This is a genomic window from Mesorhizobium escarrei (assembly GCF_935825525.1).
Taxonomy (GTDB): Bacteria; Pseudomonadota; Alphaproteobacteria; order Rhizobiales; family Rhizobiaceae; genus Mesorhizobium; species Mesorhizobium escarrei.
This window is the reverse complement of the sequence record NZ_CAKXZT010000119.1, coordinates 115,364-135,595: the sequence shown is the minus strand read 5'-3', so window position 1 is coordinate 135,595 and position 20,232 is coordinate 115,364. Positions and strand designations below refer to the sequence as shown.

General features: G+C 63.4%; 23 protein-coding genes. 11 read left to right on the top strand and 12 right to left on the bottom strand.

Annotation, left to right across the window (positions count from 1 at the left end; all coding sequences use genetic code 11):
* Positions 1 to 104: 104 nt before the first annotated feature.
* A complete protein-coding gene (locus NMG80_RS12065; protein WP_254018381.1) occupies positions 105 to 881 on the bottom strand; it encodes a class I SAM-dependent methyltransferase in 777 nt (258 codons plus the stop codon).
* Between the two features lie 300 nt (positions 882 to 1,181).
* Here NMG80_RS12065 and gloB point away from each other — a divergent pair, with 300 nt between their 5' ends.
* Both gloB and NMG80_RS12055 read left to right on the top strand, forming a co-directional pair.
* Positions 1,182 to 1,949, top strand: coding sequence for a hydroxyacylglutathione hydrolase (gene gloB, locus NMG80_RS12060; RefSeq protein WP_254018286.1), 768 nt, complete (start codon positions 1,182 to 1,184; stop codon positions 1,947 to 1,949).
* 16 nt (positions 1,950 to 1,965) lie between these two features.
* Entirely contained in the window at positions 1,966 to 2,394 is a 429-nt protein-coding gene (locus tag NMG80_RS12055) for a cupin domain-containing protein (RefSeq protein WP_254018285.1), read from the top strand.
* 195 nt (positions 2,395 to 2,589) lie between these two features.
* Here the strand turns inward: NMG80_RS12055 and NMG80_RS12050 are convergent, their stop codons facing one another.
* From NMG80_RS12050 to NMG80_RS12040, 3 genes are read right to left on the bottom strand one after another with little or no spacing between them, the layout of a single operon-like run.
* Positions 2,590 to 3,258 (bottom strand): lysoplasmalogenase family protein, encoded by a 669-nt coding sequence (locus NMG80_RS12050; RefSeq protein ID WP_254018380.1) that lies wholly within the window; start codon positions 3,256 to 3,258, stop codon positions 2,590 to 2,592.
* Positions 3,258 to 4,145, bottom strand: coding sequence for an aromatic amino acid exporter YddG (gene yddG, locus NMG80_RS12045; protein ID WP_254018284.1), 888 nt, complete (start codon positions 4,143 to 4,145; stop codon positions 3,258 to 3,260). Before yddG ends, NMG80_RS12050 begins: the two co-directional genes overlap by 1 nt.
* 28 nt (positions 4,146 to 4,173) lie before the next feature.
* Positions 4,174 to 4,962 (bottom strand): DUF3108 domain-containing protein, encoded by a 789-nt coding sequence (locus NMG80_RS12040; protein ID WP_254018283.1) that lies wholly within the window; start codon positions 4,960 to 4,962, stop codon positions 4,174 to 4,176.
* A 271-nt stretch (positions 4,963 to 5,233) separates the two neighbouring features.
* Between NMG80_RS12040 and rpmB the strand changes: the two genes are divergently transcribed.
* From rpmB to NMG80_RS12025, 3 genes are all read left to right on the top strand, one after another.
* A complete protein-coding gene (gene rpmB, locus NMG80_RS12035) occupies positions 5,234 to 5,530 on the top strand; it encodes a 50S ribosomal protein L28 (RefSeq protein ID WP_023797188.1) in 297 nt (98 codons plus the stop codon).
* 81 nt (positions 5,531 to 5,611) lie between these two features.
* On the top strand, positions 5,612 to 6,292 hold the full coding sequence (locus NMG80_RS12030; protein WP_254018282.1) for a queuosine precursor transporter: 681 nt from the start codon (positions 5,612 to 5,614) through the stop codon (positions 6,290 to 6,292).
* A 31-nt stretch (positions 6,293 to 6,323) separates the two neighbouring features.
* A complete protein-coding gene (locus NMG80_RS12025) occupies positions 6,324 to 6,998 on the top strand; it encodes a spermidine synthase (protein WP_254018281.1) in 675 nt (224 codons plus the stop codon).
* An 84-nt stretch (positions 6,999 to 7,082) separates the two neighbouring features.
* On the opposite strand, the gene NMG80_RS12020 is transcribed toward NMG80_RS12025, so the two are convergent.
* The 4 genes from NMG80_RS12020 to NMG80_RS12005 all read right to left on the bottom strand — a co-directional run bounded on the left by NMG80_RS12020 (position 7,083) and on the right by NMG80_RS12005 (position 11,789).
* Positions 7,083 to 8,114: an esterase-like activity of phytase family protein gene (locus NMG80_RS12020; protein WP_254018280.1), complete on the bottom strand. Its 1,032-nt coding sequence runs from the start codon at positions 8,112 to 8,114 to the stop codon at positions 7,083 to 7,085.
* Complete coding sequence (cobT, locus tag NMG80_RS12015) at positions 8,111 to 10,009, bottom strand: cobaltochelatase subunit CobT (RefSeq protein ID WP_254018279.1); 1,899 nt, start codon at positions 10,007 to 10,009, stop codon at positions 8,111 to 8,113. The genes NMG80_RS12020 and cobT overlap by 4 nt, the downstream gene beginning before the upstream one ends.
* A 47-nt stretch (positions 10,010 to 10,056) precedes the next feature.
* Positions 10,057 to 11,043, bottom strand: a complete 987-nt coding sequence (gene cobS / locus NMG80_RS12010; protein ID WP_254018278.1) for a cobaltochelatase subunit CobS — start codon at positions 11,041 to 11,043, stop codon at positions 10,057 to 10,059.
* 116 nt (positions 11,044 to 11,159) lie between these two features.
* Positions 11,160 to 11,789 (bottom strand): J domain-containing protein, encoded by a 630-nt coding sequence (locus NMG80_RS12005; protein WP_036262308.1) that lies wholly within the window; start codon positions 11,787 to 11,789, stop codon positions 11,160 to 11,162.
* 194 nt (positions 11,790 to 11,983) lie between these two features.
* On the opposite strand from NMG80_RS12005, the gene NMG80_RS12000 reads away from it, so the two are divergent.
* Positions 11,984 to 12,286: a BolA family protein gene (locus tag NMG80_RS12000; protein WP_077372975.1), complete on the top strand. Its 303-nt coding sequence runs from the start codon at positions 11,984 to 11,986 to the stop codon at positions 12,284 to 12,286.
* Positions 12,287 to 12,289: 3 nt separating this feature from the next.
* Here the strand turns inward: NMG80_RS12000 and NMG80_RS11995 are convergent, their stop codons facing one another.
* From NMG80_RS11995 to NMG80_RS11980, 4 genes are all read right to left on the bottom strand, one after another.
* Positions 12,290 to 13,093, bottom strand: a complete 804-nt coding sequence (locus tag NMG80_RS11995) for an alpha/beta hydrolase (RefSeq protein ID WP_254018277.1) — start codon at positions 13,091 to 13,093, stop codon at positions 12,290 to 12,292.
* 97 nt (positions 13,094 to 13,190) lie between these two features.
* A complete protein-coding gene (locus NMG80_RS11990) occupies positions 13,191 to 14,084 on the bottom strand; it encodes an HlyC/CorC family transporter (RefSeq protein ID WP_254018276.1) in 894 nt (297 codons plus the stop codon).
* A complete protein-coding gene (aroB, locus tag NMG80_RS11985; RefSeq protein ID WP_254018275.1) occupies positions 14,081 to 15,244 on the bottom strand; it encodes a 3-dehydroquinate synthase in 1,164 nt (387 codons plus the stop codon). The genes NMG80_RS11990 and aroB overlap by 4 nt, the downstream gene beginning before the upstream one ends.
* Complete coding sequence (locus NMG80_RS11980) at positions 15,241 to 15,846, bottom strand: shikimate kinase (RefSeq protein WP_254018274.1); 606 nt, start codon at positions 15,844 to 15,846, stop codon at positions 15,241 to 15,243. Before NMG80_RS11980 ends, aroB begins: the two co-directional genes overlap by 4 nt.
* Positions 15,847 to 16,114: 268 nt before the next feature.
* On the opposite strand from NMG80_RS11980, the gene NMG80_RS11975 reads away from it, so the two are divergent.
* The 5 genes from NMG80_RS11975 to NMG80_RS11955 all read left to right on the top strand — a co-directional run bounded on the left by NMG80_RS11975 (position 16,115) and on the right by NMG80_RS11955 (position 20,154).
* Positions 16,115 to 16,267, top strand: coding sequence for a histidine kinase (locus NMG80_RS11975; protein WP_254018273.1), 153 nt, complete (start codon positions 16,115 to 16,117; stop codon positions 16,265 to 16,267).
* A 5-nt stretch (positions 16,268 to 16,272) separates the two neighbouring features.
* Positions 16,273 to 17,190 (top strand): site-specific tyrosine recombinase XerD, encoded by a 918-nt coding sequence (locus NMG80_RS11970; RefSeq protein ID WP_254018272.1) that lies wholly within the window; start codon positions 16,273 to 16,275, stop codon positions 17,188 to 17,190.
* Between the two features lie 99 nt (positions 17,191 to 17,289).
* Positions 17,290 to 18,240, top strand: coding sequence for an acetyl-CoA carboxylase carboxyltransferase subunit alpha (locus NMG80_RS11965; RefSeq protein WP_254018271.1), 951 nt, complete (start codon positions 17,290 to 17,292; stop codon positions 18,238 to 18,240).
* Positions 18,241 to 18,529: 289 nt separating this feature from the next.
* A complete protein-coding gene (locus tag NMG80_RS11960) occupies positions 18,530 to 19,873 on the top strand; it encodes a L,D-transpeptidase family protein (protein WP_254018270.1) in 1,344 nt (447 codons plus the stop codon).
* 5 nt (positions 19,874 to 19,878) lie between these two features.
* The gene (locus NMG80_RS11955; RefSeq protein WP_254018269.1) at positions 19,879 to 20,154 is read left to right on the top strand and encodes a sulfurtransferase TusA family protein; all 276 of its coding nucleotides are present in this window, start codon (positions 19,879 to 19,881) and stop codon (positions 20,152 to 20,154) included.
* Positions 20,155 to 20,232 lie beyond the last annotated feature (78 nt).

Sequence of the window (20,232 nt, the reverse complement as noted above, 5' to 3'; positions counted from 1 at the left end):
TCGCAAGCGGTGCTGAAACCGGTGAACAAGTCGACTCAATCAGGTACCAAAACCCGCCCACGACAGATAGGTGGGAAAAAAGCGTGAATCCGTTCACGAAAACGTCATCGACGGCCCGGCAACAGCGCGTTCCCGGTCGGCGATATCCGACCGAGCCTTGTGGCGCCATGCGGCGAGAAAACCGGCACGAAGACGCGGCGAGAGGCGCGCTGGACGACCGGCACGCCCTGATAGAGCCGTTTCTGCGCCTCGACCACGATGACGCCGGAAAAGATCGGCCAGAACCTGCGGCCGGCGCGCTCCAGCACATTGTGGAACTTCATCATGAAGCGTCGCCGCGATGGCGGGAAGAACAGGGCGTCGGACCAGGCCGCGGGCGTGAAGTTTGCTTCGCGCAGCAATTCGGTGAGCTGGCCGCGCGAAAAGGGCCGGCCGCTGCCGAACGGCGTATGCTCGAAACGGGCCCAGACACCGCGCCGGTTGGGCACGACGATGACGACGCGGCCGGCGGGCGACAGCACCCGCCAGATTTCGTTCAGCGTCTCGCGCGGGTTCTCGGCATGTTCGAGTGAATGGACGAGCAGCATGCGGTCGATGGAGGCGTCGACCAGCGGCAATTCCTCATCGAAGACCAGCGCGGTCGCGGTCGGCCCGGTGGCCGGCCAGACCACCGCGCCTTGCGTTGCCGGCATGAAGGCAAAGACACGCTCGGCGTCGGTGCCGAACCGCTCCAGCCACGGCAAGGTGTAACCGAGGCCGACCAGCCGCTCATTGGGCACGACAGCCCATATCGAGGACAAAGCCATGGTGATCGAGCGTTCGGCCAATCGCCCGAGCGTGGTCGAATAAAACGAGCGAAGGTCGATGATATCGGAATGCATGCGCGGCACGCTATCTTCGATGCTATCCAAGTTCAACAAAGGCGGATGACAACCGTGGGCAAGCGCCCTATGTCTGCGGCGACTACTGCATCGGCCCGAAATCGGTTTCGATTCGGAAAGCACGATGCAGCAGATAAAAGTGTTAGAGCGTTCTTTGTGCGTCCAACTGGACATACGGCGCTCTAGAGCAATTCCAGGAAAAGTGTGAAACGGTTTTCCGTCCGGAATTGCGCAAAAACAAAGAGATAGAGCGGTTCGGCGTTCCGTGAAACGATGAACCGCTCCTAGTGGAGAGACGCCATGCCGGTTGAAATCGAACAATTCATGTGCCGCAGCGACAATTTCGGCGTGCTGGTGCATGACCCGAAAAGCGGCCAGACCGCGATCATCGACGCGCCCGAGGAGGCCCCGATCCTGGCCGCGATCGAGCGTACCGGCTGGACGCCGACGATGATCCTGACCACGCATCACCATGTCGACCATGTCGAGGCCAATCTGGCGTTGAAGGAGCGGTTCAAGCTGCGCATCGTCGGACCGGAAGCGGAACACGCAAAAATTCCCGGCATCGACGAAACCGTCGAGCAGGGTTCGGTCATCCACCTCGGCGAGGAGAGGATCGACGTGATCGCCACGCCCGGCCACACGGCGGGCCATGTCTCCTATCATCTGCCGGCGTCGAAAGTGGCGTTCACCGCCGACACGCTGTTTGCGCTCGGCTGCGGCCGGCTGTTCGAGTGCAAGCCGCCGGTGATGTACGATTCGTTGAAGAAGCTCGCGGCACTTCCGGCCGAGACGGTCGTCTATTGTGGCCATGAATACACGCTTTCCAACGTCCGCTTCGCGCTGACCGTCGACCCGACCAATTCGGCGTTGAAGGAGCGCGCTGCAAAAATCGAGGCGTTGCGCGCCGACAGCAAGCCGACGCTGCCGACCACGATCGGCGAGGAACTTTCGACCAATCCGTTCCTGCGCTGGCATGATCCGGCAATCCGCAAGCATCTCGGCATGGAGAACGCCTCCGACGCCGAAGTGTTCGCCGAAATTCGCAAGCGCAAGGACAACTTCTGAGCCCTGTGGTGCGCTCATGACCAGTTCCGCCGAAATCATCGCGACGCTCGGCCTGAAACCGCATCCGGAAGGCGGCTGGTATGCCGAAACCTTCCGCGATGGCGCGGAAGGCGCGCGCGGCCATTCGTCCGCGATCTACTTCCTTTTGGAGCAGGAGCAAGTATCGGCCTGGCACCGCGTCAAGGACACCGCCGAGGTCTGGCATTTCTATGCTGGTGCCCCGTTGGCACTGTCGATGCATCGGGAAAACGGGCCGGTGATCGAGCAGGTGCTCGGCACGGCATTGGCGGCGGGCGAGCGGCCGCAGATCGTTGTGCCGGCAGGCTGGTGGCAATCGGCACGCAGCCTAGGCGAGTGGACGCTGGTCGGCTGCACCGTGGCGCCGGGCTTCGATTTCGCCGCCTTCGAGCTGGCCGAGCCGGGCTGGCAGCCGGGAACGCCCTAGTCGGGATATCTCACACATATCCGGGCTAGGTATGTTGAGATTCAGGTCAGGCCGAGCCGGCGTCGAAGACGGGCGCGAAGCGACCAAACAGGTGGATTCCGAGAACCGGAACGGAGCGTACGTTTGGGTACGTGAGTACCGGAAGCGCAGGAAACCGCCGTTTTGCAGGCCGGCATCACCTGATTATCGACATACCTAACCCAGCAGGAAACCCATCGTGATCCCCAGCTGGGCGGCATAATACAGCACCCAGACCGCGTGGCGCGTCCAGGTACGGTGCGGCGAGATGGCGGTCAGCAGGAACTTTTCCGAGGCGAGCAGCCCGTCGGACGCCATGAACAGCACGGCGCCGCCGACGACCCAGAAATTGCTCAGAGTGAGGGCCGAAATGCCCATGGCAAAAATTGTCGCGATATAGACGCTGATCGGAAGGCGCAGGGCGGGGCCGACGCGACGCCAGAGCGCAAAAAGCATGGTGAGCGCGAACACGGCCATTGCCCCGGCAATCGCCGCCCGCCACGGCTCGGCCAAAAACAGCCCGACCCCATCGCTGGAGCGCAGGAACAGCGCGATGTAAAGCCCATGCGCCACGAGAAAACTGGCCAGCCCGCCGACAAAGGCCTTTTCACCGTCGCGTGACAGCAACGCATCGCCGATGGCGCTCAACGCCAGTGCCGCGACAAGCAGCCACGGACCACCCTGCAGCGAGGCCAGCACGGCAAGCATTGCCACGGCCAGTGCCTTGATCGCAGAACGCGCAAGCTTCGGCGGCATGTCGATGGTGAAGGCGTAGATCACCGCCGCCGCCAGCGAAAACAGCAGCGTCGCGTTGGCGTTGGCATCGATGCCGCCGGGGAACGGCATCACGCCCCGGCCTCGCTCGCAGCCTGCTTGCGCAATAACAGCGATTTCGCCGCAAGCGCTGCCCCGCCGGTGATCAGCACGCAGGCGGCGAGGATGCGCAGGGACGGCTCGGCGAAACCGGCCGATATCAGCACCAGCGTCGACAGCAGCGGCGCGGCATAGCTTGCCGCGCCCAGCACCTGGATGTTGCCGCGCTTGACGCCGATATCCCAGGCGTAGAAGGCGGCGCCCACCGGCATCAGGCCGAGGCCGAGCACGGCCAGCCACTGGCCGGCGCCGACAGGCAGCACCGTCTCTTCCAGCATGAGATGGCAGATAAGCGAAAGCGCTGCCGTGGCCGCACAGAACCAGGTGACAATGCTGGTCGGCACCGACGGAAAGCGGCGCGACAACAGCGAATAGGACGCCCACAGCACGGCGCAGAAGCCGGCCATCGCATAGCCGAAGGCATAGCGTGCGTCGAAGGCAAGCCCGCCGCCCTTGGTGACGATCAGGAAAGTGCCGGCAAGGCCGAGCAGTGCGCCGACGACATGGTTCCACGCCAGCCGCTCGCCCGGCATCAGCGCCGATCCGAGCACGATCAGCAGCGGCCACAGATAGGCGATGAGGCTCGCCTCCACCGCCGGCGCATTGCGCAGCGCGGTGAAATAGAAGAAGTGATAGCCGAACAGGCCGGCAATGCCGATCACCCATACTTGCGGCGGTATCTTCTGCCGGCTGGCGGCCGCCGGCGTGAACAGCCGCGCGACGAGCCCGACGCCGGTGCCAATCGTGAAGGTGATCGCCGAAAGCAGGAATGGCGGCACCGCGCCGGAAGCGTCCGTAAGCAGCGCCAGCAGCGCCCACATGGCGACCGCCGAGAAGCCGATCAGTGTTGCGCGCCCCATGTCCGTCTCCGGCGGCGCGCGATCGCGCCTAATCTGTCGCTTCGAACCGCTCCGCGCTGACGGTGAGAGTGCCGATTTTCGTGCCGACCGTGGCGTGGATCGGCGCATATACGCCGGTTTGGCCGACCGGTGCAAACGTCACCATGATGCGGCTGCGCTTTCTCAGGTAATCCAGGGATTTGCGGTTCTTGCGATAACCCGCCACCGGCTCAAAATCCAGCCTGCAAGTGACGGTATCGCCCTCGTAGCCGCGCACCGAGGTCGAGCCTTTCGACTCGTAGGTCAGCGTCAGATTGGCACGCATCTCGCCATCATAGAGCTTCACCGTGCGCCCGCAGACCTTGTCGAGGCTATCGGCGGGAATGACGGTGGCGGCCATCGGATCGAGCACCGAGGCGAGATGGCTGGCGGCCAGCGGTATCCAGTTCTTGGGATTGCGTTTCTTCGGCGCAGGTACGACCTTCGTCGCGGTAACAGCGCCGTTGGCGAACTGGATATCGATCATCGATGCCTTGTCGCCCGACTTGTAGTCGGCGCGGAACGCCTGCGGCTGCAATTGCTTGCCCGAAATCTTGCCCTTTGACGAAACCGTGCCACGCGTGTCGTCGAAAATTGTGGCGAGGCCGGCGCTGGAGACGCTGCCCTCGATCGAATAGGCATCGCCTTCGTAACTGCTGGAAAAGCTTGCCTTGGCCACCGAGAAGCCGTGGACCGAGACCGTGTACTCGCCCTTGAAGGATTGTGGCGTGGCGGCGGACGTCGCCGTCGGCAGCGCCACGGCGAGCGAGGCAAGGAGGGCATGACACGAACGAAGCATGGCGGGATCGATCCTCGATTTTCAACAGAAGCGCACAACTTCAGCCTGGCATCTCCTTGTGCGACCGCTTATAGACTGAATTTCGGCCTTTATGTGAAAGGCCCTCTATGTGAAAGGCGCTGTCACACCCGCGCGCAAGCCGGAGCTTGACGCATCGGCGAAATGCAACTATGGAACGCCAACTTTTTCCATAAGGCCGCCTGACCGAAACCGCGCGCCACCCGGCGCGGGTCGAATGTTTGGCCAGACCGAGAACTGAAGGTTTAGAACCATGTCCCGCACCTGCGAACTCACTGCCAAGGCAGTCATGTCCGGCAACAATGTGAGCCACGCCAACAACAAGAGCAAGCGCCGCTTCCTGCCCAATCTCGTCAATGTGACGCTGATCTCGGAAGCGCTGAACCAGAATGTGCGCCTGCGCATTTCGGCCAACGCGCTGCGTTCGGTCGAGCATCGCGGCGGCCTCGATGCGTTCCTGGCAAAGGCCGACGCCAAGGAGCTGTCGCAGCGCGCGCGGCTGCTGAAGAAGCAGATCGCCAAGAAGCTTGCCGAACAGCCGGCCGCTTGATTTCTCTGGCAGCCGCCTTCTGAGGAGTGTCGTCCGAACTCGGCATGACACCCCGCTGGTTCCATTACCCAGGATAAAAAAATGAGTTTTTTCTCCCGATACCTGCCCTTTGTTGCGGCCATGGCGCTTGTCGTGGTGGCGTCGAACATTCTCGTGCAATTCCCGCTGCAGGGTGCAGTCGGCGGCCTGTCGCTGGCCGACATTCTGACCTGGGGCGCCTTCACCTACCCGTTCTCCTTCCTGGTCACCGACCTTGCCAATCGCCGCTACGGCCCGGCTGTGGCGCGCCGGATCGTGTTTGTCGGTTTCACGGCGGCAGTGATCTGCTCGGTCGTCATCCCGCCCTTGCTGTTCCGCTACGGTCTGATCGAGTTCGAGACGGCCGCCGACCGGCTGGTGCGCATTGCGGCGGCTTCCGGCACCGCGTTCCTGATCGCGCAACTGCTCGACGTGACCGTGTTCAACCGGTTGCGCCGGCAGAGCTGGTGGCGGGCGCCGATCGTCGGCACGCTGGTCGGATCGGTGTTCGACACCGCCGTGTTCTTCACGATCGCCTTTTCGGCGGCTTTCGCCTTCGCTGGCCCGAACGATGGCTTTGCGCTCGAAACCGCGCCGCTGATGGGCGTGCTGCCGGTCGAGGCGATGCGCTGGGTATCATGGGCGCTCGGCGACCTCGGCGTGAAGCTGATCATCGCCGTGGTGGCGCTGATCCCCTACCGGCTGCTTGCCGCCCGCTGGAGCCAGCCGGCACTGGCGGCATAGAGAAAAAGATCATGCTCACAGGCTCTCGAGCATGATCCCGTGGGTCCAACTCGATAGCGCGAAAACGCCTGACGGCAACCACCAGTTGCGCCTGAAACAACGCGGCGCCGAGTTCTCGATCATGCTCGGCTCGAACGAGTTGATGAACAGCCGCCTCAGCGGCTCCGAGGAAGCGCTGGCGAGGCTGTCCTGCCAGAGGATTGCCGGCCGCAGGCAGCCGAAAATCCTGATCGGCGGGCTGGGCATGGGTTTCACGCTGCGCGCCGCGCTTGCTGAGCTTGGCGCTGATGCCGGCATCGTTGTCGCCGAGTTGGTGCCCGCCGTGGCAGCGTGGGCGCGCGGCCCGATGGCCTCGCTGTTCGGCGGCTGTCTCGACGATCGGCGCGTGACCATTCGCGAGGCGGATGTCGGGCAGATCGTCCGATCGGAAGCCTCGGCCTGGGATGTCATCCTGCTCGACGTCGACAATGGGCCGGAAGGGATCGTCCACAAGGCCAACGATGCCCTTTACAGCATAGCCGGGCTGATCAGCGCGAGAGCAGCGCTCAAGCCCGGCGGCGTGCTGGCGGTCTGGTCGCAGGGACCTGACAGCGGTTTTACGCGGAGGCTCAAGCAGGCGGGCTTCGCGGTCGAGGAAGTCAAGGTCCGCGCCAATGGCAGGCGCGGGGCACGCCACGTCATCTGGATCGCAACCAACGGGCAATAGGCCGAACCCTCTTTGCGACGCTGCGAAACATCGAAGAGCGCGAGACGATAGCCTCGCCATCAGCCAATCGACGGCTGCAAGTTCTCAATCCTCGTGCAGGATGAATTCCAGATAGAGATTACGCTGTAGCACCGAGTGGTTGTCGTCCGAGACCAGCGAAACCATCAGCGCGCCGTCGTCGCGGGTCCAGACGTCGAGCCCTTCCATATTGTCGATCTGGTAGCCCATGTCGGCTTCCATCAGCACCGGCCCGTCGGCAACGGCGCCCCTCTCGACGCTTTCGCCATAGATGCGCCGCAGCCGCATCTTGATGCCGCCGGCCATCGAAAAGCTGCGCTCCAAAAGCAAGAGGTCGCCGTCCGGCAGGAAGGCGCCGTCGGTAATGTCGAAATTGCCGTTGCGCTTGACGGTGAAGACGCCCTTGTGCGGCCCTTCGATAACAGCCGCATAGATGTTGCCTGATTTGTCGAGGCTCTTTTCCGAGACCACGACCAGCCCGCCTTCGTGCTGGCCGTGAGGATCGGCGTGGGTGATGGTCTCAAAGCCACGATTCCGTCGGAGCTCCCAGGCAGGAACCAGGAAATCCAATTGCCTGGACGGCGGCTTCATGTCGTGCGGGTCGACCTTGAACTGGGCGACGCGGTGGTTGCGCTCGAAGCCGACCGTGGCAATGCCGTCCTTGACCGCAAGGCCTTCGGCGTCGACTTCCCATTTCTCGTCGATCAGCTGGCCCGCCGCGTCGGCCATCTGCTGCATACGGAAATTCCGGAACCCCGATGGGCGCTTGTCGGCATCATGGGTGACGGTGCCGAAGAACCAGAAACCGGTGTCGGCGACGCCGATGAAATCACTGCCGGGCTTGTGGAAGCGAAACGCCGACAACGCGCCGAAATCGCGTGACGGCGAGGTCATTTCCAGGCCGCCGACGAATTCGAGCGGGCCGAACCGCTTTTCGTCACCGCCGATATGAAACCGGTCTATCAGCCGTGCCGAGATTTCGATCGGCTCGACCGAAACGGTGCCGGCGGCGATGGGAGGCGACAAGGCGATGTTGGCAACGGACAGCGCTGTGGCGGCGAAAAGCGTCTGCCGAAAGCCGCCCCGCGAAAAAATCATCCGGCGCGCCGCATACCGCCGCGTCGCGTGTCGCGCATGTTTTCCTCGCCAAACAGCGAGGCCAGTTGCTCGGTCATGGCGCCGGCCAGTTCCTCGGCATCGACGATGGTGACGGCGCGGCGATAGTAGCGGGTAACGTCGTGGCCGATGCCGATGGCCAGGAGCTCGACCGGCGAGCGCGTCTCGATCAGTTCGATCACCGCGCGCAGATGCCGTTCGAGATAGTTGCCCGGATTGACCGACAGCGTCGAATCGTCGACCGGCGCGCCGTCCGAGATCATCATCAGGATCTTGCGCTGCTCCGGCCGCGCGATCAGGCGGTTGTGGGCCCACAGCAGCGCCTCGCCGTCGATGTTTTCCTTGAGCAGGCCCTCGCGCATCATCAGGCCGAGATTGCGCCGCGCCCGCCGCCACGGATGGTCGGCGGATTTGTAGATGATGTGGCGCAGATCGTTGAGCCGCCCGGGGTTGGGCGGCTTGCCTTCCTTCAGCCATTTCTCGCGTGCCTGCCCGCCCTTCCAGGCGCGGGTGGTGAAGCCGAGGATCTCGACCGAGACGCCGCAGCGTTCCAGCGTGCGCGCCAGAATGTCGGCGCAGGTGGCGGCGACCGTGATCGGCCGGCCGCGCATCGAGCCCGAATTGTCGAGCACCAGCGTCACCACCGTGTCGCGGAACTTGGTGTCGCGCTCCTGCTTGAAGGACAGCGGCTGCATCGGGTCGATGACGACGCGCACCAGCCGCGCCGGATCGAGATAACCCTCTTCGAGATCGAAATCCCAGGACCGGTTCTGCTGCGCCATCAGGCGGCGCTGCAGCCGGTTGGCCAGCCGGCCGACGACGCCGGACAGATTGGCAAGCTGCTTGTCGAGGAAGGCGCGCAGCCGATCCAGCTCTTCCTCTTCGCACAGATCCTCCGCGCCCACCGTCTCGTCGAAGGCGGTGGTGAAGACCTTGTAGTCGATCTCCTTCGACAGATTGGTGAAGGGATTGTCGTTGCGGCGCGCCTCGCCGGGCGTCTCGGCATCGGCGTCGTCATCGTCGGACAGGTCGTCGGCGGTGGCATCGGATGCCTCCGTCTCGGCGGCCTGCTCGTCGTCGGACGACGCCTCGGTGTCCTCGGACTGCGACTGCTCCGAGCCGGAATCGTCCTCACCACCCTCTTCGCTCTGCTCCTCGCCTTGCGGCTGGTTGTCGTCATTGTCCTCGCTGTCTTCGGTCTCCTGGTCGTCGCCGAGTTCCTCGGCCATTTCCATGGAAGCCAGCATCTCGCGCACGACACGGGCGAAGCCCTGCTGGTCGTCGAGCTTTGCCGACAGCCCGTCGAGATCGGCGCTGGCCTTCTCCTCGACCCAAGGGCGCCAGAGGTCGACCAGCCGCTCGCCGCTCTTCGGCACGGCGCGGCCGGTCAGCTTTTCGCGCACCATCAGGGCCAGCGCCTCCTCGATCGGCGCATCGGCCTTGTCCTTGACGTCGATGAGGTTGGCCCTGGCGTATTTGTCCTCGAGCATCGAGCCGATATTGTCGGCGACGCCCTGCATGGCGCGGGAGCCGATCGCCTCGACGCGGGCCTGCTCGACCGCATCGTAGATGGCGCGGGCCTGTTTGCCCTCCGGCGCCAGCCTGGTGTGGATGCGCGCGTCGTGGCAGGCGCGCTTCAGCGCCATGGAATCGCCGAGGCCGCGGGTGATGGCGATGTCGGCCTTCGAGGCTTTTTTCGGCAGTTCAGGCAGCCGGGCGCGGCTGCCGGCCAGCGCCGGCCGATCCTTGGCGAAACCGACTTCGAGGTCCTTGTCGCCGGCAATTGCGCGCATGCAGACGGTGACGGCGCGCTTGAAGCTGTCGGCTTCAGAACCCGTCTTCGACTTGTTGCGCGTGTTGTCGCCCGGACCCGCCATCGATCATTCCCTGGAGCATGACCCCGAAAATCGGAATCGAGCCATGCTTAGCCCAGCACCACGTTGGCGGCGCTCTCCGGCAGATCCTGGCCGAAGGCCCGCTGGTAGAACTCGGCGACGAGCGAGCGTTCCAGTTCGTCGCACTTGTTGAGGAAGGTCAGCCTGAACGCCATGCCGATATCGCCGAAGATCTCGGCATTCTCGGCCCAGGTGATGACCGTGCGCGGGCTCATGACGGTCGACAGGTCGCCATTGATGAAGGCAGAACGGGTCATGTCGGCGACACGCACCATCTTGTTGACGATCTCCTTGCCCTTAGCATCGCGATAATGCTTGGCCTTGGCCAGCACGATGTTCACCTCATTGTCGTGCGGCAGATAATTCAGAGTGGTGACGATCGACCAGCGGTCCATCTGCGCCTGGTTGATCTGCTGGGTGCCGTGATAGAGGCCGGTTGTATCGCCGAGACCGACGGTGTTGGCGGTCGAAAACAGCCGGAACGCCGGATGCGGGCGGATGACCCGGCTCTGGTCAAGCAGCGTCAGCCGGCCGGACGATTCCAGCACGCGCTGGATGACGAACATCACGTCCGGACGGCCGGCATCGTACTCGTCGAAGCACAGCGCGACATTGTGCTGGTAGGCCCAGGGCAGGATTCCGTCGCGGAATTCGGTGATCTGCAGCCCGTCCTTGACGACGATGGCGTCCTTGCCGACGAGGTCGATGCGGCTGACATGACTGTCGAGATTGACGCGCACCATAGGCCAGTTGAGGCGGGCGGCGACCTGCTCGATATGCGTCGACTTGCCGGTGCCGTGATAGCCCGCCACCATGACGCGGCGGTTGTAGGCAAAGCCGGCGAGGATCGCCATCGTCGTGTTCTTGTCGAACAGATAGTCGGGATCGATGTCGGGCACATGCTCGCTCGTCACCGAATAGGCCGGCACCACCATCTTGGACTCGAAGCCGAATTTCTCCTTCACCGGCACGGTGGTGTCGGGCAGGTTGGCGATGTCGCGATCGACCTTGTTCATCTCTATCAACGTCTCCACGGGCGAACGCCTGACTTCGCCGGCAATCGATTTTGTTCGGGGGCGGTCTTAAAGCCTTTTCCAACCTTATGAAAGTTGGAAAACGACACGGAGGTCGCTCAGCACAATCCTGCCTGCTTGAGCACGCGATAGGCCTGGAGCACATCGCGGAACCGGTCTTCCGAACCTCTGTCGCCGCCATTCGCATCCGGATGGTGGCGTTTCACCAGTTCCTTATAACGCGCCTTGATATCCTTGCCAGTCGCCTTTGTATCAAGGCCAAGCGTTTCCAGCGCCTTGGCCTCAAGCGGCTTGGCCTTGCGCTCACGCGCCTCGCGTGGATCCTTCGGGCCTTTGAACAGGTCGAACGGATCGCGCATGCGGTTGTAGTAGCCGGCGCGGCCGGAGCGCTGCTGGGCGAAATCGGGCGAGGAGCGCGTCGAGGCGCCGTTGACGCCCATCTTCCAGGTTGGCCGGTGGCCGGTCATCGCTTCCTTCTGGAAGCGGGCGATCTCGGTATCGGGGACACCGGAGAAATAATTGAAGCCCTTGTTGTACTCGCGCACATGATCGAAGCAGAACTGAAAATATTCGCCCTCCTTCATGCGCCCGACCGGCGCGCGATGGGTGCCGGCCTCCTTGCAACCGTCCCACTGGCAGATCGGCGAACGAGACTTCAGCTCCGCATCCTTCTCCGGGCGGATGCGAATTTTCTCAAAATATTTGGGGTACGGTTTCATCTCACCCATTTATGGGCTGTTCGCTGGTGCGAAACAAGAATTGACATTTTCGCGATGATCGCCCTAACCGCTGAATCGCGGCATAAAGCGGGCGATCGGCGAATTTTGTCGCGGGCGGCGGCACCGCGCGTCCTTCCGGACGCGCAAAGGGCGCCGATTTTCGGGGTTCATGCGCCGGCCATATGTGGTGAAGGGAAGTACGAATGTCCATACAGTCGACGATGGAAGGCAAGTTGAAGAAGGCGTTTTCGCCGGAGCGGCTGGTCATCATCAACGAAAGCCATCTCCATGCCGGCCATCACCATCAGGACTCCGACCATCACGGCACCTATGACGGCACCGGTGAGACGCATTTCCGCGTCCGCATCGTCTCCTCAGCCTTTGCCGGCATGAGCCGCATTGAGCGCCACCGTGCGGTCAACGCATTGCTGGCCGACGAATTGAAGGCTGGTGTCCATGCGCTGGCGATCGAGCCGGCCGCGCCGGACGAAAAGACCAGGTGGTAGGCCTCAGCCAAGCGCCGCCTTCAGGAAAATCATCACCGCACGGGTCAGGGCGTCGCCTTCGTCGCCGAAATCGCGATTGATCGACATGTGCGAATAGGCGCTGCCGTCGAACAGTGTCACCTCCGTTCCGATCGCCTGCAGGCGCTCGGCGAAGGCCCGTGAGGCTGCCGCACGACCCATTGCGCGCGAATAGGCGATGAAGGTCGGCGGATGTTTGCGGCTCCCGACATGGGTGGCAGGCGACAGCGCTCGCCACTGCGCCGGGTCGGGAAAGGCCTTTGCATAGGCCGGTGTCATGCCGCCGCTCCTCGCAAGCGCCTCCAGATCATAAGCCCTGGTATCGTTCAGTACCAGCGCCGCGACGCCGGGCAGGCCGCCGCGCAGCCCGGTCAGTGCGGCGAGATGGCTGCCGGCCGAATGGCCCATCACCGCTATCCGGTTCGGATCGCCGCCGTATCCGGCGATGGTGGCGCGCACGTAGCGATAGGCCTGCTCGACATCATTGGCCTGGGTGGCGACATCAGCCTCGGGCAGCATCCGGTAGTCGATCGAGACGAAGCAGAAGCCATTGTCGAGCAGGAAGTCCGGCTTGACGTCGACGTTGCTGCGACTGCCGGCGCGCCAGGCACCGCCATGGATGAAAAGGATCACAGGCAGGGAGTTTTCGCCCGTGCGCGCGTAGATGTCGAGCCTGGCCGGTCCGTAGTCAACGGTTTGCGGAGATGGCGAAAGCCGGCGCGACGCCGCTGAAGCGCTGTCCGTCAACAAAGCCATCGACATCAAAAGCAGGGTTCGCCGATCGATCACCGTCATCTCCAGCCAGCCCAGTCGAAAGTGCCGGCGCGGCGAGCGTCCAGTCAGGATTGGTTAGCCGCGAAAGAACCTACCCGAACTACTACCAGAACTAAATCTCGCCGGCCGGCCTGATCCTCAGCCTTGCGATCCGGTTCTTGTCGCGCTTCATGACGACGAAGCGCTTGCCGTGAAATGTGAACGCCTGCTTCTCGTCGGGGATCAATTGCGTCTCGTGGATGACAAGACCGGCAATGGTGGTGGCTTCTTCGTCCGGCAGGTCCCAGTCGAGCGCCCGGTTCAGGTCGCGGATCGACACAGTGCCATCGACGACGACCGAGCCGTCGGCTTCCTGCTTGACGCCCTGCACGTCGATATCGTGCTCGTCGGCGATCTCGCCGACGATCTCCTCGATGATGTCCTCCAGCGTCACCAGGCCCTCGACCTCGCCATACTCGTCGACGACGATTGCGAAATGCGCCTTGCGCCGCAGGAAGGCGTTGAGCTGTTCCTGCAGCGTCGTGGTATCGGGCACGAACCACGGTTTTGAAGCGATCTTCATCACGTCGATCTTGGAAAAGTCGTTGCCGACATCGTTCAACGCGCGCAGCAGGTCCTTGGCATGCAGCACGCCGACGATATTGTCGAGCGAGCCCTTCCACAAGGGCATGCGGGTATGCGGGCTCTGCAGGATCTCGCGCACCACCGCCTCCGGCGCATTGTCGGCATTCACCGAGCGCATGTTGGTGCGGTGGACCATGACATCGGACACTTCGAGTTCGTCGAGATCGGACAGGCGGCCGATGCGGGCGCGACCCTCGCGCACCACCTGGCCGTCGCGTCGAAAATCGTCGACGGCGCCGTGCGATTCATCATGGTTCGAATGCTGCGGCTCGATGCGCTGCAGTTCATAGCCGAAGGCAGCGAGCAGGCGCGCGCGAAAGGCAAAAGCGAGCAGACCGAGCCCGGCCAGGACAGCAGCGACAATCCAGCCGGCCTCATTCATCCCGGTCGGCCTCTCGGCCGACCCGGGCGGCTCTTCTGCTGACCCGGATGGTTCTCCGTCAGAAACGACAGCACTTCCGACGCCGGCACATCCCTGGCGATGAAGGCCTGGCCGATGCCGCGCGTCAGGATGAAGGTCAGCGCGCCGCGCGATACCTTCTTGTCCTGGGTGATGAAGGCAAGCAGCGCTTCAGCGTCAGGCAATTCTCCCGGAATATCGGCCATGCGCCATGGCAGGCCAACGGCGCGAAGATGCGCCTCGACGCGCACCGCATCGTCGGGACTTGCCAGGTTGAGGCGTGACGAAAAGCGATAAGCCAGCGCCATGCCGATGGCGACTCCCTCGCCGTGGACGAGACGGGCGCTGTCATATCGGGTGGCGGCCTCGAGCGCGTGGCCGAAGGTGTGGCCGAGATTGAGCAGCGCGCGGTCGCCGGTCTCGAACTCGTCGCGGCCGACGACATCGGCCTTGGCGCGGCAGGCTTCGGCGATGGCCTCGGTCCGCTCCGGGCCGCCGGCGAACACTTTGCCCCAGTTTTCCTCCAACCAGGCGAAGAAGTCGGGGCGATCGATGAGCCCGTATTTGGCGAGTTCGGCGTAGCCCGCCCGGAATTCCCGGATCGGCAGCGTGTCGAGCACTTCGGTGTCGGCCAGCACCAGTTTCGGCTGATGGAAGACGCCGACGAGGTTCTTGCCGCGCGCACTGTTGATGCCGGTCTTGCCGCCGACGGAAGAGTCGACCTGCGCCAGCAGCGAAGTCGGGATCTGCACGAAATTCATGCCGCGGCGCACGATGCCGGCGGCAAATCCGGCCAGATCGCCTATGACACCGCCACCGAGCGCGACGACGACATCGCCGCGTTCCAGTCTTGCGGCGAGCACGCCGTCCACTACCTCTTCGAGATGCGCGAAACTCTTGGTCTTTTCCCCCGCCGGCAGTGTGATGACGGCGGGCTGGATGCCGCCCTTTTCAAGGCCGGCCTTCAACGTCTCGAGGTGTGCCGCGGCGACATTGACGTCGGTGACCACCGCGGCGCGCGTGCCGGGCAGGCGGCGCGAAATCTCGGTGCCGGCGCGCAACAGCAGGCCGGAGCCGATCAATATGTCATAGGCGCGATCGCCGAGCCCGACTTCGACGGTGACTGTCGCATTGCTGCTCACGAGCGCGCCTCGCCTGTCGCGGCTGCCACGCCGAAATGCCCGCAAAGCGCGTTCACCACCTCGGCGGCGATGATCTCCTTGCGATCGTCGCGGGTCGGCACGGTGACATCGGCGGTTGCGTAGACCGGATAGCGCTCGGCCATCAACCGCTCGATCACGGCACGCGGATCGGCGCTTTTCAGCAGCGGCCGGTTCTGCTTCTTGGAAACGCGGTCCATCAGAAGGTCGATCTCGGCCTTCAGCCAAACCGAGACGCCATGGCCGGCAATGGCCTCCCGCGTCTGCGCGCTCATGAAGGCGCCGCCGCCCGTCGACAGCACCTGCGGGCCGTGTTCCAATACGCGCAGGATGACGCGCTGCTCCAGCGCCCGGAATTCGGGCTCTCCATAGCGTTCGAACAGTTCCGGGACGCTCATCCGCGACACGCTTTCGATCTCCTGATCACTGTCCATGAAAGGCAGTCCCAGCATCGCCGCCACCTTGCGCCCGATCGCCGTCTTGCCGGCGCCCATAAGGCCGACAAAGACAATGGAACGGCTGCCCAGCCGGCCGAGCAGCGCAGCATGGCTCTCATCGGGAGGATTGGCTGGCAGCGCGTTCATGACACCATGATGTTTCCAAGCAGGTTCCGTAAAAGTATCCCAGGTTTGCGACAGAACCTGCGACAAGCCAAACAATCCAGGCAGGCTTTCATGAGCTAGCCCACGATGCCTGCTTGGGCCCTCTTTGCCGGCGTATCGACATCAAAAGCCTGATTGCGTCAAGCGTGGCGCGGCGGCGGGTCCGAGCTTCGCCCTTGAATTGGCCGGATTGGCGTCTCATAAGGGCACAGGGTTTGGAAACGCAGAACAACAAGACGGGCGAAAATTGATGCCGACACTGTTCCGCTTTGTCGTGACGCTCACGATTCTGGCCGGCATTGTCTATGGCGCGATGTTCGCTCTGGCGATGTTCGTCGAGCCGAGAACGGCCGAAATGAGCGTGCGCATCCCTGCCGAAAAGCTTATTCCCAAGAAAAACTGAGAGACATGAACAGCGCGGCCCGCATCGAAGCCTTTCTGGAAATGATGAGCGCCGAGCGCGGCGCTGCCGAAAACACGCTTTCCAGCTATCGCCGCGACCTCGAAGACGCGTCAGTCGAGATCGACGGCGGGCTCGCTGGCGCCGCCGCCGCCGATATCCGCAACTATCTCGACGATATAGCCGCACGCGGTTTTGCCGCCACCTCGCAGGCGCGCAAGCTGTCGGCGATCCGCCAGTTCTTCAAGTTCCTCTATGCTGAAGGCCTGCGCCGCGACGACCCGACCGGAACCCTGGACAGTCCGAAGAAGGGCCGGCCGCTGCCGAAGACGATGAGCGAGGCCGACACCGGCAAGCTGATCGACCGTGCGGCGCAGGAGGCGGCTGACGCCTCGCTGAACGATGGCGACGGCCTGGCGGCGCTGCGCCTGCATGCGCTGGTCGAGGTGCTCTACGCCACCGGCCTGCGGGTTTCCGAACTGGTCGGCCTGCCGGTGACGGTGGCGCTGCGCGACGATCGTTTCTTCATGGTGCGCGGCAAGGGTGACAAGGAACGTATGGTGCCGCTGTCGGCAAAGGCGCGCGTGGCGATGCGGGCCTGGCTCGCTGCCCGTACAACAGTGCCGGCTTTGGCAGATAGCCCGTTCCTGTTTCCGGCGGCAAGCGACAGTGGCCATCTCTCCAGGCAGGTCTTCGCCCGCGACCTGAAGGGCCTTGCCGCGCGGGCCGGCATCGCCTCGGCGAAAATATCGCCGCATGTGCTGCGCCATGCATTTGCCAGCCATCTCCTGCAGAACGGCGCCGATCTCAGGGCCGTGCAGCAGTTGCTCGGCCATGCCGATATTTCAACGACGCAGATTTACACACATGTGCTGGAGGAGCGGCTGGTGCGGCTGGTCAACGATCATCATCCGCTTGCCGACTAGGCGTCATATCGCTATGTGAGGACGACGTTCCACCGCCCGGAGCCTCTATTTCCCAGGTTCCGTCAGTCATTGCCTCCCGGCTTATCGGTCCGCCCAAGCATGTACAATTACCTCGATTTCGAAAAGCCGGTCGCCGATCTTGAAGGCAAGATTCTCGAGTTGAAGAAGCTCGCCGAGAATGGCGAGGCTGTCGACGTCGGCGATGAGATCAGCCGGCTCGAGAAACGCGTGCGCGACGCCTTGCGCGACACTTATAAGGCACTGACCCCGTGGCAGAAAGTGCAGGTGGCGCGCCATCCGGACAGGCCGCATTGCGTCGACTACATCAAGGGCCTGTTCAACGATTTCACGCCGCTTGCCGGCGACCGCAATTTCGGCGAGGACCAGGCGATCGTCGGCGGCTTCGCCCGCTTCCGCGGCGAGCCGGTGGCGATCATCGGCCAGGAAAAGGGCTCGGACACGGCCAGCCGGCTAAAACATAATTTCGGCTCGGTGCGGCCGGAGGGCTATCGCAAGGCGGTGCGGCTGATGGAACTCGCCGACCGATTCAATATCCCGTTGCTGACGCTGGTCGACACGGCCGGCGCCTATCCCGGCGTCAATGCCGAGGAGCGCGGCCAGGCGGAAGCCATCGCCCGCTCGACCTCGGCCTGTCTCGGCCTGAAGGTGCCGTCGATCTCGGTGGTCATCGGCGAAGGCGGCTCGGGCGGCGCCATCGCGATCGCCACCGCCAACCGCGTCTACATGCTCGAGCACGCCATCTATTCGGTGATCTCGCCGGAGGGCGCCGCCTCGATCCTGTGGCGCGACACCACCCGCTCGAAGGATGCGGCGACCAACATGAAGATCACCGCCCAGGATCTGCTGGAGCTGAAGATCATCGACGCCATCGTTCCCGAACCGCTCGGCGGCGCCCATCGTGGCCCGGAAACAGTGATTGCCGCCACCGGCGATCTCATTGCGAAAACGATGAAGGAATTCTCCGGCGCCAACACCGATTTTCGCGAGCAGCGCCGCGAGAAATACCTTTCTATGGGCCGAAACCTCTAGACATTATCCCGAAACGAAGGCCAGCGGAGCAAAAGTGGAAACCGCTTTCGGAAAAGATCATGGTCAAGCAAGGCCGGTGGATTTCAATTGGACGGACCGCAATACGGGTGTCAGCGCCGCAATGTGGCGAGATTGAGCACTTCCGCCACAAAAATGCCGCTGCGTTCGTTTCAATCGGATTGCCAGAAGGCCCGGCGCTTGCGGTAAGGAATTTTCAAGGTTAACGGGCTTAGGTTGGGCCTGACGGCGCTGATGCCTGCGGTCCGAAAGAAAAGACAAAGCCATACCCATGTTTGCAAAGCTCGCCCGCACCGCACTTCTGATTGCCGCGATAGGCGTCGCCGGCTGCAATGATTCTTCGATGAAGGATTTTGCCCCCCACGCCAACAAGCCGCTGCCCGACAAGATCCTGGCCAGCATGAAGGCCAAGGGGATGACCCGCACCTCGCCGGTGATGGCCCGCATCTTCAAGGAAGAGGGCAAGCTCGAGATCTGGAAGGCCAAGACCAACGGCCGCTACGATTTGGTCGCCAGCTACGACATCTGCAAATGGTCGGGCAAGCTGGGCCCCAAATACACCGAAGGCGACCGCCAGGCGCCGGAAGGCTTCTATACGGTCCGTCCGGCGCAGATGAATCCGCGGTCGAGCTACCACCTTGCCTTCAACATCGGCTACCCCAACGTCTACGATCGCGCCAATGGCCGCACCGGTTCGCATCTGATGGTCCATGGCGCCTGCTCGTCGTCGGGCTGCTATTCGATGACCGACGCGCAGATCGAGCAGATCTACGCCTTCGGCCGCGACGCTTTCCAGGGCGGGCAGACCGAGTTCCAGATCCAGGCCTTTCCGTTCCGCATGACCGCCGCCAACATGGCGCGCTATCGCAAGGATCCGAACTACGAATTCTGGAAGATGCTGAAGGTCGGCTACGACAATTTCGAGATCACCAAAGTGCCGCCGAAGGTCGATGTCTGCGAGAAGCGCTATGTCTTCAACCAGGTCGCGGCTGACGGCGAGACCTTCGATCCGACCGGCGCCTGCCCCATGACGACGCAGCCGGATTCGCTGAAGAGCGCCTTCAATGCCTATCAGAGCACCTACGAAGCCGCTTTCAACGGCGCGGTCAAGGCCAGCGTGCCGGCGCCCAAGCCGACCATCGCCGGGATCAAGGAAGCCAGCATCGTTTCCGAGTGGTCGAAGAAGCGCGCCCGCGGCGAACGCGTGCCGATCGATCCGCCTTCGTTCAACGCCGACGGCTCGGTGACGGCGACGGCGCGCATGGGCCGCATCGATTCGCCGGCGGGCCGCAAGATGGCCGCGCTCGACGCCGAGAAAGCCGCCAAGCAGAAGGCCGAGGAGCAAAGGCTTGCCGCGATAGAAGCAGCCAAGGCCGAGAAAGAGGCGGCCAAGGCTCAGGCGGCCAAGGCTCAGGCTCTGGCCGAGAAGGAAACGGCCAGGATCAATTCGCTGGCCGAAGAGGAGGAGGCCAGGGCTGCTGCCGAAGCGCCTGTCGCTACCGCGACAATCGCGTCGACCCCCGATGCCGCCCCGGCTGCAACGCAGGCGGTGAATGCCAATGAAAGCAGGACGACAAGGCTGAAAAAGAAGCTGCTCGGCATGTTCGGCGGCTGAGCTTCATGCCTGAACAAGAAGATGGGGGCCAGGAAGACAGGCCCTCAACCAGCCCCGCCGCCGTCTACGACCTCAAAGGCCTGAACTGCCCGTTGCCCGTGCTCAAGGCAAAAAAGCGGTTGGTCACAATGCAGCCGGGCAGCCGCCTGTGGCTCGAAACCACTGACCCCCTCGCCGTCATCGACATTCCCGCCTTCTGCACCGAGAGCGGCCATCGATTGATCGAAACGGCAGCGATATCGGGCGGCCATCGCTTCCTCGTCGAACGCGGCGGCGGCTGAGTCTTCTTCTGCCAACGCGGCGGCGGCGAAGCTGCCAATCTCCCCCCTTGCGGGGGAGATGTCCGGCAGGGCAGAGGG

Coding starts and splice junctions, on each gene's coding strand:
- NMG80_RS11960 (WP_254018270.1), top strand. CDS start 18,530: ATGTTTGCAAAGCTCGCCCGCACCGCACTTCTGATTGCCGCGATAGGC.
- NMG80_RS12040 (WP_254018283.1), bottom strand. CDS start 4,962: ATGCTTCGTTCGTGTCATGCCCTCCTTGCCTCGCTCGCCGTGGCGCTG.
- NMG80_RS12065 (WP_254018381.1), bottom strand. CDS start 881: ATGCATTCCGATATCATCGACCTTCGCTCGTTTTATTCGACCACGCTC.
- cobS (WP_254018278.1), bottom strand. CDS start 11,043: ATGAACAAGGTCGATCGCGACATCGCCAACCTGCCCGACACCACCGTG.
- NMG80_RS12050 (WP_254018380.1), bottom strand. CDS start 3,258: ATGCCGTTCCCCGGCGGCATCGATGCCAACGCCAACGCGACGCTGCTG.
- NMG80_RS12055 (WP_254018285.1), top strand. CDS start 1,966: ATGACCAGTTCCGCCGAAATCATCGCGACGCTCGGCCTGAAACCGCAT.
- NMG80_RS11970 (WP_254018272.1), top strand. CDS start 16,273: ATGAACAGCGCGGCCCGCATCGAAGCCTTTCTGGAAATGATGAGCGCC.
- NMG80_RS12020 (WP_254018280.1), bottom strand. CDS start 8,114: ATGATTTTTTCGCGGGGCGGCTTTCGGCAGACGCTTTTCGCCGCCACA.
- NMG80_RS11980 (WP_254018274.1), bottom strand. CDS start 15,846: ATGAACGCGCTGCCAGCCAATCCTCCCGATGAGAGCCATGCTGCGCTG.
- NMG80_RS12025 (WP_254018281.1), top strand. CDS start 6,324: ATGATCCCGTGGGTCCAACTCGATAGCGCGAAAACGCCTGACGGCAAC.
- gloB (WP_254018286.1), top strand. CDS start 1,182: ATGCCGGTTGAAATCGAACAATTCATGTGCCGCAGCGACAATTTCGGC.
- NMG80_RS12005 (WP_036262308.1), bottom strand. CDS start 11,789: ATGGGTGAGATGAAACCGTACCCCAAATATTTTGAGAAAATTCGCATC.
- rpmB (WP_023797188.1), top strand. CDS start 5,234: ATGTCCCGCACCTGCGAACTCACTGCCAAGGCAGTCATGTCCGGCAAC.
- NMG80_RS11965 (WP_254018271.1), top strand. CDS start 17,290: ATGTACAATTACCTCGATTTCGAAAAGCCGGTCGCCGATCTTGAAGGC.
- NMG80_RS12030 (WP_254018282.1), top strand. CDS start 5,612: ATGAGTTTTTTCTCCCGATACCTGCCCTTTGTTGCGGCCATGGCGCTT.
- NMG80_RS12000 (WP_077372975.1), top strand. CDS start 11,984: ATGTCCATACAGTCGACGATGGAAGGCAAGTTGAAGAAGGCGTTTTCG.
- cobT (WP_254018279.1), bottom strand. CDS start 10,009: ATGGCGGGTCCGGGCGACAACACGCGCAACAAGTCGAAGACGGGTTCT.
- yddG (WP_254018284.1), bottom strand. CDS start 4,145: ATGGGGCGCGCAACACTGATCGGCTTCTCGGCGGTCGCCATGTGGGCG.
- NMG80_RS11955 (WP_254018269.1), top strand. CDS start 19,879: ATGCCTGAACAAGAAGATGGGGGCCAGGAAGACAGGCCCTCAACCAGC.
- NMG80_RS11990 (WP_254018276.1), bottom strand. CDS start 14,084: ATGAATGAGGCCGGCTGGATTGTCGCTGCTGTCCTGGCCGGGCTCGGT.
- NMG80_RS11975 (WP_254018273.1), top strand. CDS start 16,115: ATGCCGACACTGTTCCGCTTTGTCGTGACGCTCACGATTCTGGCCGGC.